The sequence below is a fragment of the Metallibacterium sp. genome, from assembly GCF_054637675.1.
Window position 1 is genome coordinate 50,294 of record NZ_JBTSRB010000014.1, and the last position, 15,129, is coordinate 65,422.

The window sequence follows — 15,129 nt, forward strand, 5'->3', positions numbered from 1 at the left end:
TTGACCATGCGCGGGACATGTCCGGACAGGAGCCGGACTTTTCATCTTCGAAAAACCCCACTCCAAAGACGGAGTTTTCCGAGGTTCCCTATACTTCCGCGCCCTCGCCGACAACCTCGCCGTGCCCCCGACTCCGGTTGCCATTGCTGCGTTTACCGCCGTGTCCGCGCTGGGCACCGGCTGCGCTGCGCACGTGGCAGCCTTGCGCGCGGGCCGCAGCGGACTGCGTCGCAATGACTACGCGCCAATCGGCATGCCGCTGCCGTGCTGGATCGGTCGCGTCGAGGGCATCCCGCAACAGCCGGCCCCTGGCCTGGACACGCGCCTGCATCGCCTGCTGATGCTGGCGCTGGCGCAGGACGATTTCAGCGCGACGCTGGCGCGGACGCTGGCCGACTGTGGCGCCACGCGCGTGGCGCTGGTGCTCGGCACCTCCACCGCCAACATCGAGGCCAGCGAACAGGCGTATCGGCGTCTCGATCATGGCCACTTGCCGCACGATCTGACCGATGCGCGCCTGCATCACCTGCATGGCCCGGCCGAGTGGCTGTGCGCGCACACCACTATCGCCGGCCCGGCGTTCACCGTATCCACGGCCTGCTCGGCCAGCGCCAAGGCGTTCGGCCTAGGCGCGCGCCTGCTGCACGCGGATATCGCCGATGCCGTGCTGGTGGTCGGCGCCGATTCGCTGTGCGCCAGCACTTTGTACGGCTTCAACGCGCTGGAGCTGGTGGATGCCGTGCCGTGCCGACCGTTCGACGTGGAGCGCGCCGGACTGTCCATCGGCGAGGGTGTGGCGCTGGCGCTGCTGCGCCGCGTTGTGGATGCGCCCGCCGCGCCGCGCCTGCTGGCCTGCGGCGAGAGCAGCGACGCGCATCATTTGTCCGCGCCGCACCCCGAAGGTCTGGGCGCCACCCGCGCGCTGCTGGCGGCGCTGCGCGAATGCGCGCTGCCAGCGGACGCCTTCGATTACGTCAACCTGCACGGCACCGCCAGCCACCATAATGACGCCGTCGAGGCCGCGCTGGTCGCACGCGCGCTGCCCGGCATATGCGCCAGCTCGACCAAGGGCGTCACTGGCCACACCCTCGGCGCGGCCGGTGCGCTGGAAGCGGTGCTTACGCTGCTGGCGCTGCAAGAGGGCGTGGTGCCGGGCACGGTCGGTTGCGTCAGACCCGAGCCGGACATCGCCGCACAGTTGGCGCTCGCGCCACAACAGCGCGCGTTGCGGCGCGCGCTGAGTTTTTCGTTCGGCTTCGGCGGCAGCAACGCCTGCCTGGCCTTTGCGCGTGCAGATGCCGCATGAGTGCCGTGCTGCACGTTGCGGTGACCGGCTGGGGCCTGTGCGCGCCGGGGCTGGACGATGCCGCTGCTTTCGCAGATTGGCTGCGCGATCCGACGCGCGCGCTGCCTGGCGGCCGCAGCGCACGCCCGGCCGCCGCGTGCATGGCGCCGGCCGAGCACCGCCGCGCGCCGCACGCGGTGCGCCTGGCGCTGGAAGCAGCCACGCAGGCATTGGGTACGCATCATGCGACATCCATCGGCGCCGTGTTCTGCAGCGCTTTCGGCGACATGGCCAACACCGACGCCATCCTCAGCACGCTGGCGCAGACGCCTGATCAGGTCTCGCCGACACGCTTCACGCATTCGGTGCACAACGCCGCAGCCGGACACTGGAGCATGGCCACGGCCAGCCATGCGTCGATGAGCGCGCTGGCTTGCGGCCGCGAGGGCATCGGCCCGGCGCTGCTGGCGGCGCTGCTCGAGGTGCGGGCCAGCGCCGCGCCGCAACTGCTGGTGCTGTTCGATGCCGCGGATGCTGGCGCGCTGGCCGACGCCGCGCCGTGCGCGCTGGATTTCGCCGTCGCGCTGCTGCTGGCGCCGATCGTTGACGACGCACCCGGCCTGCGCCTGCATGCGCGCGTGCAGGCGGGACACGCGTCACCCAACGCCCCGCGCGATACGCGTTTGCAGCCCTGGTATGCGGGCAGTCCCGCCGCACGCGCGCTGCCGCTGCTGGAGATTTGCCTGGGCGCCGCACCGCGACGCTTCACCTGGCCGCTGGGCTCTGGCACGCTGCTGTCCCTGGACTGTGAGCACCCACCTTGAGCCTGACCCCCAGCGATCGCGTCGCCATCCTGATTCCCGCGCTCAATGAGGAGCGCGCGATCCGCGAAGTGGTGCTGGGCGCGCTGACCGTCAGCGCGCAGGTCATCGTGATCGACGACGGCTCCAGCGACGCCACCGCCGCGCGCATCGCCGATTTGCCGGTGATCCTGATTCGGCACCCCACGCCGCAGGGCAAGGGCGCCGGCCTGCGCGACGGTTTCCGCCGCGCGTTGGAGCTGGGCGTGGACGGCGTGGTGACCATGGATGGCGACGGCCAGCACCTGGCCAGCGACGTGCCGCGGCTGCTCGCCGCCGCGCGCCAGTATCCGCGGCACATCGTCATCGGCGCGCGCATCCGCAATCGCGAGCAGCAACCCCCTGCGCGACGCCGCGCCAATGCCGTGGCCGATTGGGGCATCTCCTGGGGCGCCGGCGTGCCGATCGCGGACAGCCAGAGCGGGCAGCGCTACTACCCGCGCGCGGTGCTGGCGCTGGCCGATCCGCAGGCCGAGGATTTCGTGTTCGAGGCCGCGCTGCTGATCAGCGCCTGCCGCGAATTGGGCCTCGGCGTGGTCTCGGTGCCGATCGATTCGCGCTACCAGCCCGAGTTCCGCCGCAGCCACTTCCGCCCGATCCGCGACATCGCGCGCATCGCGCTCTATACCGGCAAGCGCATCCTGCACTACGGCCATATCTGCGCCGCGCATCGTCGCGCCACCGCGCAGCCGCCGCTGGTGATCGATCCGCCGGTGCACGAGTCCGCGGCGCTGACCGAGGCGCACTGAGCGGGAGTGGGGAGAAACCAGCAAGCCGCGCGCAAAGTTCCTACTACCTACGCCCCACTGCCCACTACCGACTATCGGCTACCCACTCCGCTAAAACCTGAATCCCACGAGCATCATCGTCTCGCCCAGGTTCGGCTCGTGGAGGTTGGCGTTGGAGATGTGGCGCAGCGCCAGCACGTAGTGCGTGCCCTGCCAACCCAGGGTGGAAACAAACTCATAGGGGCTGGACAGCGCGCCGGTGCGGTTCTTGGTCAGCGCCACGTCGAAGCCGAAGAAGGCCTGGCGCCAGAAACCGGACACGCGCGCGCCGCCCATCGCCATCCACACCGGATGCGTCATGGACTCGTGCACATTGTGCGCGGTGGCCGGCAGCGGGCCGATCCAGCCCAGTTCTGCATCGGGCGCCCAGGTCAACGGGTGCTTGCCGAGCGTGAAGGGGCGCGCATCGCCGACGGCAGCGAAGAACGCAGCGTCAGCCCAGCGCCAGCCGGAGGTCTTGCTGCGCCCGCCCAGCACTTCGTAGCTGGCGGCGTGGGCGGGGATGAGGGCAGCGACCTGCAGGCCGCCGGCCAAGGCGAGCGCACACAGGAACATGCGACGGCGCGACATCGAAATTCCTCGGGGTGTAACCGGTGATAAGGTTGCTTGGACTATTATTGCCTAGGCATTGAACTTTGAACGTCAATGTGGGTCGAAGTTCCAGCTTCGCAACCCTTCACTGCTTGCTCGCGCAACCAAAGCCATGAATCCTGTTTGCAATCTTCCCGCCGGCGCCGAGGAAAATCTCGGCCTGCTGCTTGGCCTTGCACGCGCACGCATCATCAGCGCACTGGAAGCCGAGCTGGCCGCCAACGGTCTGGCCATCAACCACACCCAGTACGCCGCGCTCAAGCGCCTGGCGCAGTGCGGGCCGCTGGCGCCGGGCGAACTGGCGCAAGCGCTGGGTCACGATGCCGGCGCCATGACGCGCGTGCTGGATGGCCTGGAAGAAAAGGGCTATGTACGCCGCGCGCCCAATCCCGATGACCGCCGCTGCGTGCGCGTGATCCCCACCGAGGCCGGCACCGCGCTGTGGTCGCGCATGCGCGGCTGCGGCGAACGCACCCTGGCGCGCGCGCTGCGCGATCTGAGCGAGACCGAGCGCGACGCGTTGCGTGATTTGCTCAAGCGCATCGTCGAATCCCTGAGCTCCACCGACACCCCGATCTGAGTCCCACCATGTCCCGAACTCTCAAGCCGCTGGCGCTGGCGCTGGGCACCCTGTTACTGGCCGGCTGCGTCAATCCTGGCGGCCTCAGGCCGCAACAGGCGCCACTGGCCGCCAATAGTCTGGCCATGGGCCGCACGCTTTCCGGCGTGCCGCGGCAAACCGCCGCATGGCCCGCCGCCGACTGGTGGCACAGCTTCGATGATGCGCAGCTCGATCATCTGATCCATACCGCGCTGGCCAGCAATCCCGACCTGGCCGTGGCCGCCGCGCGCGTGCGCCAGGCCGAGGCCGTGGCTGGCGGCGCCGATGCCGCGCGCATGCCCACCTTGGGTGCCGGGGTCTCGGCCGACGGCATCCGCATTCCGCCGACGGTCATTGGCGCGCCGCTAGGCGGCCACTACTCCACACTGTGGCGCGCCGGGCTCAGCTTCAACTACACCTTCGATCTATGGGGCGGACAGCGCGCGCAGTGGGAAGCGGCGGTGGATCAGGCGCGCGCCGTGGCCGTCGAGGCCAGCGCCACGCGCCTGCAACTAGCCGCCGATGTGACCCGCGCCTATGTCGATTACGCCTACTCCGGGCAGAGCGTGACCATCCTCGAGGCCAATCTCGCGCGCAGCGCGCGGCTGCTGGAACTGACCCGCAAGCGCGTTGCCGCCGGCGTGGACAACCGCATGCAACTGGCCACCGCGCGCGCGGCGCTGGCCGCGGCCAACCAGCAGCTCGAGGCCGCGCAACGCGGCGAGCGTGCCGCGGCGCTGACACTGGCCGCGCTGTGTGGCCAGGGCCCGGGCTTTGCCGACAGCCTGCGCGCACCCGCGCCATTGCGCGCCGCGCCGCTGGCGCTGCCGGCCACGCTGCCCGCCGAGCTATTGGCGCGGCGTCCGGACGTGACCGCCGCGCTGTGGCGCGTCGAGGCGGAAGCGCGCGCGATCAAGGTCGCGCGCGCGGCCTTCCTGCCCAACATCAACCTCGCCGCTGGGCTCGGGCTGGCTTCGCTGGGCGCGGGCAATCTGTTCGAAGCCGCCTCGCACTACGAGCAGTTCGCTCCGGCGATCAGCCTGCCGCTGTTCGACGGCGGCCGCCTGCGCGCCAACCTCGCCGGTCGGGATGCCGCCTTCGATGCCGCCGTCGCGCAGTACAACGGCGTACTGGTGCAGGCCATCCATGAGGTTGCCGATGGCGTCAGTGCGACGCAGTCGCTGGATCGCGAGCTGCGCGCGCAGGAGCAGGCGCGCGCAGCCACCGCCGAAGCATGGAAGCTGGCGCAGGACCAGCTCGGCGCCGGTGTGATCAGCGAAATGCAGGTGCTGCAGGTGCAGCAAGCGTTGCTGCAGGCCGATCAGCGCCTGGCGCAACTGCGCGCCGACCGGCTCAGCGCCGGCGTCAGTCTTGTCGTGGCGCTGGGCGGCGGCTACCTGCCGCCGACCGGCGCTCCCGCCCCCGCTAATGTTGCCGAGATCCAGCCATGAGCACTCCCGCCCCTACCGCGAGCGCCGCCGCGGTGGCCCCCAACCCGCGCCGCAAGCTGCTGCTGCGCCTGGTTTTCATCATCGTCGTGCTCGCCCTGCTGGCATGGGGCACGTGGTACTGGCTGGACGGGCGCTGGTACGCCAGCACCAATGACGCCTATGCACACGCCAACATCGTCGAGGTGACGCCGCTGGTGCCGGGCACGGTCACCGCCATCGATGCCGACAACAACGACTATGTGCGCGCCGGTCAAACGCTGGTGCAGTTCGATGCCGCCGACGCGCGCGTGGCGCTGGAACGCGCCGAGGCCAATCTGGCGCTGACCGTGCGCCGCGTGCGCGCGCTGTATGCCGGTGCCGGTGCGGCGCAGGCGCTGCTGGCGACGCGCCAAGTCGAACTGCGCCGCGCCGAGCAGGATTACGCGCGCGTGCTCAAGCTCAAGGGTACCGGCGCGATTTCGGCGCAGGATGCGCAGCACGCCGGCGACGCGCTGGCCGCGGCGCGCGCTGCCCTTGGCGCCGCGCGCGAGCAGTTGCACAGCAGCCGCGCACCGATCGCCGAAACGGTGTTGGCCAAGCAACCCGACGTGCTCATGGCCGCCGCGATGCTGCGCCAGGCCTATCTGGACCTGGTGCGCACCCGGTTGCTGGCGCCGGTGTCCGGCTACGTGGCCAAGCGCAACGTGCAGCTCGGCCAGCGCGTGCTGCCAGGCACGCCGCTGATGGCGCTGGTGCCGCTGGATCACGTGTGGGTGGACGCCAACTTCAAGGAAACCATGATCGGCCAGATGCGCATCGGCCAGCCGGTGACGCTCACTTCCGACGTGTACGGCGGCGGCGTGGTGTATCACGGCCACGTGCAGGGTCTGGGCATTGGCACCGGCAGCGCCTTCGCCCTGCTGCCGGCGCAAAACGCCACTGGCAACTGGATCAAGATCGTGCAGCGCCTGCCGGTGCGCATCGACCTGGATCAGGGCGAGCTCGCCAAGCACCCGCTGCGCGTCGGCCTGTCGATGACGGTCGAGGTCAATCTGCACGACCAGAACGGCGCGATGCTGGCCAGCCAGCCGCCGAGCAAACCGGTGCTGCAAACCACGGTGTACGACGGCCAGGTGCGCGCCGCCGATGCGCTGATCGCGCGCATCATCCACAGCAACGCCGGGTCCACCATGGCGCCTGGCGCAGCCGCCCCACACGCCAGGCATGGCTGAGTCCACACCATGAGCGAACCGCTGTACCGCCCTGCGAACGTGGGCTTGACCACGTTTGCCCTGTCGCTGGCCACCTTCATGCAGGTGCTCGACCTGTCGATCGCCAACGTGTCGCTGCCGACCATCGCCGGCGACACCGGTTCGACCGTCACCCAGGCGACCTGGGTGATCACCTCGTTCACCGCGGCCAACGCCATCGCCCTGCCGCTGACCGGCTTCCTGGCCAAGCGCTTCGGTGAAGTGCGCCTGTTCGTGCTAGCCACGCTGCTGTTTTCGATCACCTCGGCGATGTGCGGCTTTGCCGTCAGCATGGGCATGCTGGTGGGTTTTCGCGCGCTGCAGGGCGCGGTGGCCGGGCCGATGTATCCGATCACGCAGGCGCTGCTGTTGTCGATTTATCCGACCGAAAAACGCCCGCAGGCGCTGGCGCTGATCGCCATGGTCACCGTGGTGGCGCCGATCACCGGGCCGGTGCTGGGCGGCTGGATCACCGAAAATTATTCCTGGCGCTGGATCTTTTTCATCAACGTGCCGATCGGCATCTTCGCCTCGTTCATGGTCTGGCTGCAGATGCACAAGCGTTTGGAGACGACGCAGCGTCCGCGCATCGACTACGTGGGCCTGATCACGCTGATCCTGGGGGTGGGCTCGCTGCAGATCCTGCTGGACAAGGGCAACCAGCTCAACTGGTTTGGCTCGGACTTCATCGTCGTGCTGGCGATCATCGCCGCCATCGCACTGGCCGTGTTCGTGATCTGGGAGCTGACCGATCGCGAGCCCATCGTCGATCTGAAACTGTTCCGACACCGCAATTTCGCCGCCGGGACGGTGGTGCTGGTGTTGGCCTACGCGGCGTTCTTCGCACTCAATCTGATCGTGCCGCTGTGGGTGCAGACGCAATTGGGCTACACCAGCGAATGGGCCGGCCTGGCCGCCGCGCCGGTGGGTATCCTGCCGGTGCTGCTGACGTTTTTCGTGGGCCGTTACGGAGGGCGTTTCGACTTGCGCATCCTCGCCTCGCTGTCGTTCCTGGCCATGGGCGTGGTGTCGTTCTACCGCGCCGACTTCAACTCCATGGTCAGCTTCGGTGATATCGCCTGGTCGCAGTTCTGGCAGGGCCTGGGCGTGGCACTGTTCTTCATGCCGGTGCTGACCATCCTGCTCTCCGACCTGGAAACGCGCGAGATCGCATCCGGCTCGGGCGTGGCCACCTTCCTGCGCACCGTGGCCGGCAGCTTCGCCGCTTCGATCACCACCTATGTGTGGGACCGCGGCGCTGCCGTGCAGCACGCGGTGCTGGGTGATCACATCACCGTGTATTCGCCGACCACGCGCGCAGCCATGCGACAACTCACCCAGGTCACCGGCAGTACCCAGGGCGCCGAGGCGGTGCTCAACCAGGTGGTGACCGCGCAGGGTTTCATGGTGTCCACCATCGACCTGTTCTGGGTGCTGGGTTGGTTGTTCATAGCCCTGATCGGGGTGATGTGGTTCGCCAAACCACCGTTCATCGCCAAGGCCAGCGCGACCGCGGCCGGCGGACACTGAGCGCGGGGCCGCCACGCTGGATTACGCGTTGCGCGATGAGCGGCAGCCTCAACCGGTTTCCGGCAGGCCGTGGCGATGCACCGCCGCCACCGCGCGCCCGGATGGATCGTTGCAGCCGGCAAAAGCCTGCGACCAGCGAAACGCGGTGGGCGTGGAGCAGGCGATCGACGGCCCACCCGGCACCAGCCGCGCCGCGGCTTCGCCGGGAAAGTGACGCTCGAACAGACTGCGATACAAGTAGGCCTCCTTGCTGGCGGGCGCGTTCACCGCGTAGCGGCGCGCGGCCATGGCCATTTGCGCATCGCTGATGCTGGCTTCGGCGTGCGCCTTCAGCGCATCGATCCAACCGTAGCCGACACCATCGGAGAACTGCTCTTTCTGCCGCCACAGGATCGCATCCTGCAGCAGGCCGCGCCCGGCCTCGCGCAGAATGGCCTTCTCCATGCGCCCGGCACCGGGACGTTTGGCGGCGGGCGCGGTGCGCATGGCCGCGTCGATGAACTCGCGATCCAGGAATGGCACGCGTGCCTCCACGCCCCACGCGGCCATGGCCTTGTTGGCGCGCGCGCAGTCGTATAGGTGCAGCGCATCGAGCTTGCGCACCAGCTCGTCGTGAAACTCGCGGTCGTCCGGCGCCATGTGAAAGTACAGATAGCCGCCGAACAGTTCATCCGAGCCCTCACCGGACAGCACCATCTTGATGCCCATGGCGCGGATGCGCCGCGCCAGCAGATACATCGGCGTGGACGCGCGCACCGTGGTCACGTCGTAGCTCTCGACGTGGTAGATCACGTCGCTGAGCGCGTCCAACCCTTCCTGCACGGTGAAATGGAAACCGTGGTGCGCGGTGCCCAGCGCCGCGGCCACCTGTTCGGCGGCGGCCAGGTCGGGCGAGCCCTCGAGGCCGATGGCGAAGGTGTGCAGCCGCGGCCACCAGGCCTCGCTGCGATCGTCGTCCTCGACGCGGCGCGCGGCGAAGCGCGCGGTGATCGCCGCCACCAAGGACGAATCCAGCCCGCCGGACAGCAGCACGCCGTAAGGCACATCGGTCATCAGGTGCCGATGCACGGCGCGCTCCAAAGTCTGCCGCAACAGCAGCGGCTCGGACGGACCGTCGCGCACCGCCTCGTAATCGCGCCACTCCGGCGCGTAGTACGGCGCCGGCGCCTGCATGCCACGAGTCAGGAAATGCCCGGGCGGAAACACCTCGATCTCCACGCACACGCCAATCAGGGCCTTCATCTCGGAGGCTACATACAGGCGGCCGTGCTCGTCGCGGCCGGTGTACAGCGGCACGATACCCATGGGGTCGCGCGCGATCAGCCAGTCGCCGCGCGCGCGATCCCACAGCACGAAGGCGAACATGCCGTTGAGCGCGTTGAGAAACGCCGCGCCCTGCGCGCGCCACAGCGGCAGGATCACCTCGCAATCGCTGTCGGTGGCGAAGGCGTAGTCGGGAAAGCCGCGACGCAGTTCGCGGTGGTTGTAGATCTCGCCATTGACCGCCAGCACCTGCGCGCCATCGCACGACAGCAGTGGCTGCGCGCCGTGCGCGACATCGACGATGGCCAGGCGCTCGTGCGCCAGCACCATGTACGCGTCGGCGTACACGCCGCTCCAGTCCGGGCCGCGATGGCGCAGCAGTCGCGCCTGACGCAGCGCCAGCGGGCGCAGCGCCTCGGCCTGGCCTTGTGGATCATAAATTCCGAAAAAGCCGCACATCGCACGTCTCGCCTGCACCGGGTGGGTCATCACATCCCGCGCGGGCACTGCTTGTCAATCGGCGCTGCTGCGCGTTGCAGGGCTGCAACACGGACGCGATGCGCGCGCAACGGCAGTTTCAAGTTCGCGGTGCAACGAGATCAATGCATGCTGTCGAGCAGGATCTAGGCGCGTCACGGAGGTTCGTTGCGGAGCTGTCGCGGTGAGCGCCATCGATGCCGTTGCGCGGGCCACCCGCGCAGTAATCGGGGAGCGGCTTGCCCATGTCGCGGCCTCTGCGCCCGCTCATGCAAACCCGGTTCGTTGTAGGGTCGCATCGCGACGGCTCCAGGCTGCCCTTGCCTGGGTGTTGCATCTGGAGTTTGGCTGCGCTGGCTGCACAGGAATCGACCATGCCAAGAAAAGGAAACGACCCCACCCTTGCCGGTGATGCTGGCAAAGCCCGCCGAATGACCGAGGTGCGCAGCCACGAGGCCCTGCTCAAGGCCGGCGCCTTGCAGAACGCCATTTTCAACAGCGCCAATTTCTCGAGCATCGCCACCGATGCGAATGGCGTCATCCAGATCTTCAATGTCGGCGCCGAACGCATGCTGGGCTATGCGGCCGCGGAAGTGCTGAACAAGATCACGCCGGCGGATATCTCCGACCCGCAGGAACTGGTCGCGCGCGCCAAGGCGTTGAGCACCGAGCTGACCACGCAGATCGCACCCGGCTTCGAGGCATTGATATTCAAGGCCTCGCGCGGCATCGAGGACATCTACGAACTGACCTACATCCGCAAGGATGGCAGCCGCTTTCCGGCGGTCGTGTCGGTCACCGCCCTGCGCGATGCACACAACGCAGTCATCGGCTACCTGCTGATCGGCACCGACAATACCGCGCGCAACCTGATTGAAGTGGAGAGGACAAAGCTCGACCAGGCGCTGCGGCATGCCAACGTCGAGCTCGAACGCGCCAAGATCGCGGCGGAAAAGGCCAGCCTCGCGAAGTCGGAGTTTCTCGCCGCGATGAGTCACGAGATCCGCACGCCGATGAACGGCGTGATCGGCATGATCGACGTGTTGCAGCAGAGCAGCCTCAACGCTCAGCAGATCGAGATGGCCAATATCATCCACGAATCGGCGTTCGCCCTGCTTGCCGTCATCAACGATATTCTCGACTTCTCCAAGATCGAAGCCGGAAAACTCGAAATCGACTGCGTGCCCATGTGCGTCGCGGACGTGGTCGAGGGCGTATGCAAGGTCATGGATATCATGGCCCTCAAGAGAAAGATCGAACTGACGCTGTTCACCGATCCGGCCATTCCCACCGAGGTGATCGGTGATCCTGGACGACTGCGCCAGATACTGACCAATCTGGTGAGCAACGCGGTCAAGTTTTCCAGCCTACAGCCGCGCAGGGGCCGCGTGTCGGTGCGCGCCATGCTGGTTGAAAGCAACGCGCAACGGGTGCTGCTGGAGTTCCGGGTGGCCGACAACGGTATCGGCATCGATAACGACACGCTCAAGCGATTATTCACGGCCTTCATCCAGGCCGACAATTCCACCACCCGAAAATTTGGCGGGACCGGACTGGGACTGGCCATCTCGCGGCAACTGGCCAACATCATGGGCGGTGAAATCACCGTGCATAGCGAACCGGGCAAAGGCTCGCAGTTCAAGGCCAGCATACCTTTCACCTTGCGCGGCGAACAACACGATGCCGGTCGATCCGCGTCGCGATTCGCGGCGTCAGGATCCGATTTGCAAATGATTTCTGGGCTTTCCTGCCTGGTCGTAGGCGGTGCGGACGGGACAGCCGACGATCTTGCCGCCTATCTCGCCTATGACAAGGCCGTGGTCGAACGCGCGACCGATCTTGCGGCTGCCCGACACTGGATAGACAAGCATCCGCCCGGGCTGGGGATCATCGTCGTCGACACCGGCATCGCCCCATTCCCGCTGACTGACCTGCTCGCCACGGCCCGCGCCTACCCTGAAAAGGAAATTCACTGCGTCGTCGTCGGACGCGGCTGGCGTCGCGGGCGGCGCTATGTGCATGACGACCTGCTGCGCGTGGAGGGCAACCTGCTGACGCACAGGGTTCTGCTCAAGGCGGTGGCGGCCGCGGCCGGTCGCGCCAGGGAGCCCGAGCGGGAAAGTTACCCGGATGATGTCAACGCGACATTCCCGACGCAGTCCACGCAGGCGACAGTGGAACGGCGCCGCGAACGGATCCTCGTTGCCGAAGACTACGCGATCAACCAGAAAGTCATTCTGCGGCAACTCGGTTTGCTGGGCTTTTCCGCGGATGTCATCGTCAACGGCCATGATGCACTGAAATGCTGGCGCCACGGTGATTACGCGATGCTGCTCACCGATCTGCACATGCCGGAAATGGACGGCTTTGGGCTCACCGCCGCGATCCGGCGCGAGGAAGGCAAGGGCCAGCGCCTGCCCATCGTCGCCGTGACCGCCAACGCCCTCAAGGAAGTCGAAGCCCATTGCAAGGAAGTCGGCATGGACGATTACCTGTCCAAACCCGTGCTCCTCGACAAGCTCAAGGCCATGCTGGAAAAGTGGCTGCCGGCCCCTGACCCGCATGCAACCCAGGACGGCACCGCCGCATCGCCTGCGCGCAAGCACCTGGCCTTGCTGGATACGGCGGTCCTGGCCCAACTGGTAGGCGACGACCCGGCGGTGATTGCGGATTTTCTGCGGGACTACCGGCGTTCCGCGCAGGATACGGCGACGCAGATCCAATCCGCGCTTGCCCTGGGCGATTGGAAAGCGATGTGCGATGGCGCCCACAAACTCAAGTCTTCCTCCCGCTCGGTCGGAGCGCTCGATCTGGGTGATGTCTGCGCGCGGCTGGAACATGCTGGCCGGATGGCTGATGCCGATGTGGGTCAGGCCCTCGCCATCGAGTTCGGCAACGCCATGGCCGAGGTTCTGGCCGCGATCCATCAGGGAGGATATTGATCATGGCGGCGCCGCGCGTTTTGCTCCTGGACGACGAACCCTTCCAGCTCAAACTGCTGTCGCGCCAACTCGCCAACCTGGGGCTGGATCGGGTGGATACCTTCACGTCCGGCCAGGAAGCACTGACGCTGCTGGAGCAGCAGGCTTCCGGCGTGCAGATGATATTTCTCGACCTCAACATGCCCAGCATGGACGGCGTGGAATTCATTCGCCGGCTCGTGGATATCCGCTACACCAGCGCCCTGGTCCTGGTCAGCGGCGAGGATGAGCGCATCCTGGATACCTCGGTGCGGCTTGCCCGCGCCCATCACCTGAATGTGCTGGGCCACGTGAACAAGCCGGTACAACCCGAAACGATCCGCGCGCTGCTGGAAAAATGGCGCAACCAGACGACACCCAAGGCCGCCGGCGAGGCGCGCAAGCGCTACAGCGCCGCGGAGGTCCGGCGTGCCGTTGCCGGTGGCGAGCTGGTCAATTATTACCAGCCCAAGGTGGAAGTGATGAGCGGCGCCCTCAAGGGCGTGGAAACCCTGGTGCGCTGGCGTCACCCCGAGGACGGGCTGGTGTTCCCGGACCAGTTCATCGGCGTGGCCGAGGAGCACGGCATCATCGATGACCTGACCCGCATCGTGCTCACCGAGGCACTTACGCAGGCCAGGCGCTGGCGCGAGGCGGGCCTGGTGCTGCGCATCGCGGTCAACGTTTCCATGGACAATCTGGCGCGGCTGGATTTTACGGATTTCGTGCTGGGCCAAATCGTCCGCTCGGGTGCCACGCCGGAAGAACTGATCCTGGAAGTGACGGAGTCCCGCCTGATGACCGACGCCCTCGCGTCGCTGGACACGCTGACGCGCTTGCGGCTGAAGAAAATCAGTTTGTCCATCGACGATCTGGGCACCGGCAATTCCTCGCTGGCGCAACTGCGCGACATCCCCTTCGACGAGATCAAGATCGACCGCAGCTTCGTCCATGGCGCCTGTCGCGACAACACCCGCAACGCCATTTTCACCGCCAGCCTCGGCATGGCCCGGCAACTGGGCATCGCGACCGTGGCCGAAGGCGTGGAAGACCAGGCGGACTGGGATTTCCTGCGCCAGCAAGGTTGCGACCTGGCGCAGGGTTACTTCATCGCCCGCGCCATGCCCGCCGAAGATCTGCCCGCGTGGCTGACCGCTTGGGAAACGCGTCGCCCCCTGCTGGCCTTGTCATGAAGGATGGCCGCGGGATGCTGTGATGATGGGGGTTGCGCGCGAACCCGTGCTGCCTTCGCGGGCAAGGGGGAAGCGGCCCCGCGTGCCGCGCTCGGGCGGCACGCATTTTCCCTAGGCGGCACGCATTTCCGCGGGCGCCAACGCCGCGTGCGGCAACGCATCGAGCAGGCGGCGGCGGGTGGTTTCGCCGGTGGTGAGGCTGGCTTCGAGCTGGCCGCACAGCGCCATCAGTTCGTCGACTTTGGCGACGATGCGGTGTTGTTCGGCGCGGGGCGGTAAAGCAATAACGATGCGGTCCATTCGATTCTTCGGTAAACCGCCACGTCCTGCGCCCGTCTGTTCGTCGAAGATGAAGGCCTGAAAATAGGGCGACAAGACGAGGCAATGTAGGAAGTCTGACATGCCCTCGACTGCCGGCCGAATAATGGCCACATGACGCTTGGCGCGGCTCATGTTCTGCTCCCGATAGCTGCGGATCTCGCAGCAGCAGGCGCGTCCGCGGACACCCAAGCCAGCAACATCGATGTTGCCACCACGGCTCGGCTGCGCGTCACTTCCATAAGAATCCTCACAGTCATCCCTCCACCCATGAATCCATCGACTGCTACCGTTTCAGGCGCCCAGAATAGGCGCCACCGATCGCTTCGCGCCGCGCCGCTCACTGGCAAGAGCAAACGTCAAGCACCAAGGCGCCGCGGACTGGCATTTCCTGGCGACGATTGGAGCCAGCCATGTCGAGGTGATGGCTACATCCGTCCGACCACCCAGTTGTAGATCGCGCGGTAGTAAAGCTCGCGGTGCACGGGATCCTGCGGCATGTGATGCGCGCCGGGAATGCCGATGAACCGCACCGGGACATGCCGGCTGGCGAGCGCGTGATACAGCGCGAACGACTCGGTGA

At 67.1% G+C, this 15,129-nt stretch carries 12 protein-coding genes; 9 read left to right on the top strand and 3 right to left on the bottom strand.

Annotated features, from left to right (window positions below):
• The first annotated feature begins 121 nt into the window (after positions 1–121).
• Genes ACYDAT_RS06765 through ACYDAT_RS06775 form a run of 3 tightly spaced genes read left to right on the top strand, consistent with a single transcriptional unit; the run spans position 122 to position 2,894 of the window.
• Positions 122–1,306 (top strand): beta-ketoacyl synthase N-terminal-like domain-containing protein, encoded by a 1,185-nt coding sequence (locus ACYDAT_RS06765; RefSeq protein WP_461449149.1) that lies wholly within the window; start codon positions 122–124, stop codon positions 1,304–1,306.
• The gene (locus ACYDAT_RS06770; RefSeq protein WP_461449151.1) at positions 1,303–2,109 is read left to right on the top strand and encodes a beta-ketoacyl synthase chain length factor; all 807 of its coding nucleotides are present in this window, start codon (positions 1,303–1,305) and stop codon (positions 2,107–2,109) included. The genes ACYDAT_RS06765 and ACYDAT_RS06770 overlap by 4 nt, the downstream gene beginning before the upstream one ends.
• A gap of 2 nt (positions 2,110–2,111) precedes the next feature.
• The gene (locus ACYDAT_RS06775; protein WP_461440442.1) at positions 2,112–2,894 is read left to right on the top strand and encodes a glycosyltransferase family 2 protein; all 783 of its coding nucleotides are present in this window, start codon (positions 2,112–2,114) and stop codon (positions 2,892–2,894) included.
• 90 nt (positions 2,895–2,984) lie between these two features.
• Here ACYDAT_RS06775 and ACYDAT_RS06780 read toward each other — a convergent pair whose 3' ends face one another.
• Positions 2,985–3,503 carry a lipid A 3-O-deacylase gene (locus ACYDAT_RS06780; protein WP_461449153.1) on the bottom strand — a complete coding sequence of 173 codons (519 nt, stop codon included), beginning with the start codon at positions 3,501–3,503 and terminating at the stop codon, positions 2,985–2,987.
• A 133-nt stretch (positions 3,504–3,636) separates the two neighbouring features.
• On the opposite strand from ACYDAT_RS06780, the gene ACYDAT_RS06785 reads away from it, so the two are divergent.
• The 4 genes from ACYDAT_RS06785 to ACYDAT_RS06800 are packed head-to-tail and all read left to right on the top strand — an operon-like array spanning position 3,637 to position 8,335.
• Positions 3,637–4,104 carry a MarR family winged helix-turn-helix transcriptional regulator gene (locus ACYDAT_RS06785; protein WP_461440436.1) on the top strand — a complete coding sequence of 156 codons (468 nt, stop codon included), beginning with the start codon at positions 3,637–3,639 and terminating at the stop codon, positions 4,102–4,104.
• Positions 4,105–4,112: 8 nt separating this feature from the next.
• The gene (locus ACYDAT_RS06790) at positions 4,113–5,576 is read left to right on the top strand and encodes an efflux transporter outer membrane subunit (protein ID WP_461449155.1); all 1,464 of its coding nucleotides are present in this window, start codon (positions 4,113–4,115) and stop codon (positions 5,574–5,576) included.
• A complete protein-coding gene (locus ACYDAT_RS06795) occupies positions 5,573–6,787 on the top strand; it encodes an HlyD family secretion protein (RefSeq protein WP_461440156.1) in 1,215 nt (404 codons plus the stop codon). Before ACYDAT_RS06790 ends, ACYDAT_RS06795 begins: the two co-directional genes overlap by 4 nt.
• Positions 6,788–6,796: 9 nt before the next feature.
• Entirely contained in the window at positions 6,797–8,335 is a 1,539-nt protein-coding gene (locus tag ACYDAT_RS06800; protein WP_461449157.1) for a DHA2 family efflux MFS transporter permease subunit, read from the top strand.
• A 48-nt stretch (positions 8,336–8,383) separates the two neighbouring features.
• Here the strand turns inward: ACYDAT_RS06800 and asnB are convergent, their stop codons facing one another.
• A complete protein-coding gene (gene asnB / locus ACYDAT_RS06805) occupies positions 8,384–10,057 on the bottom strand; it encodes an asparagine synthase B (RefSeq protein ID WP_461440154.1) in 1,674 nt (557 codons plus the stop codon).
• A 392-nt stretch (positions 10,058–10,449) separates the two neighbouring features.
• On the opposite strand from asnB, the gene ACYDAT_RS06810 reads away from it, so the two are divergent.
• Positions 10,450–13,017 carry a PAS domain-containing hybrid sensor histidine kinase/response regulator gene (locus ACYDAT_RS06810; RefSeq protein ID WP_461449159.1) on the top strand — a complete coding sequence of 856 codons (2,568 nt, stop codon included), beginning with the start codon at positions 10,450–10,452 and terminating at the stop codon, positions 13,015–13,017.
• 2 nt (positions 13,018–13,019) lie between these two features.
• On the top strand, positions 13,020–14,228 hold the full coding sequence (locus ACYDAT_RS06815) for an EAL domain-containing response regulator (RefSeq protein WP_461449161.1): 1,209 nt from the start codon (positions 13,020–13,022) through the stop codon (positions 14,226–14,228).
• A gap of 111 nt (positions 14,229–14,339) precedes the next feature.
• On the opposite strand, the gene ACYDAT_RS06820 is transcribed toward ACYDAT_RS06815, so the two are convergent.
• Positions 14,340–14,681: a restriction endonuclease subunit S domain-containing protein gene (locus ACYDAT_RS06820; RefSeq protein WP_461449163.1), complete on the bottom strand. Its 342-nt coding sequence runs from the start codon at positions 14,679–14,681 to the stop codon at positions 14,340–14,342.
• Positions 14,682–15,129: the final 448 nt, after the last annotated feature.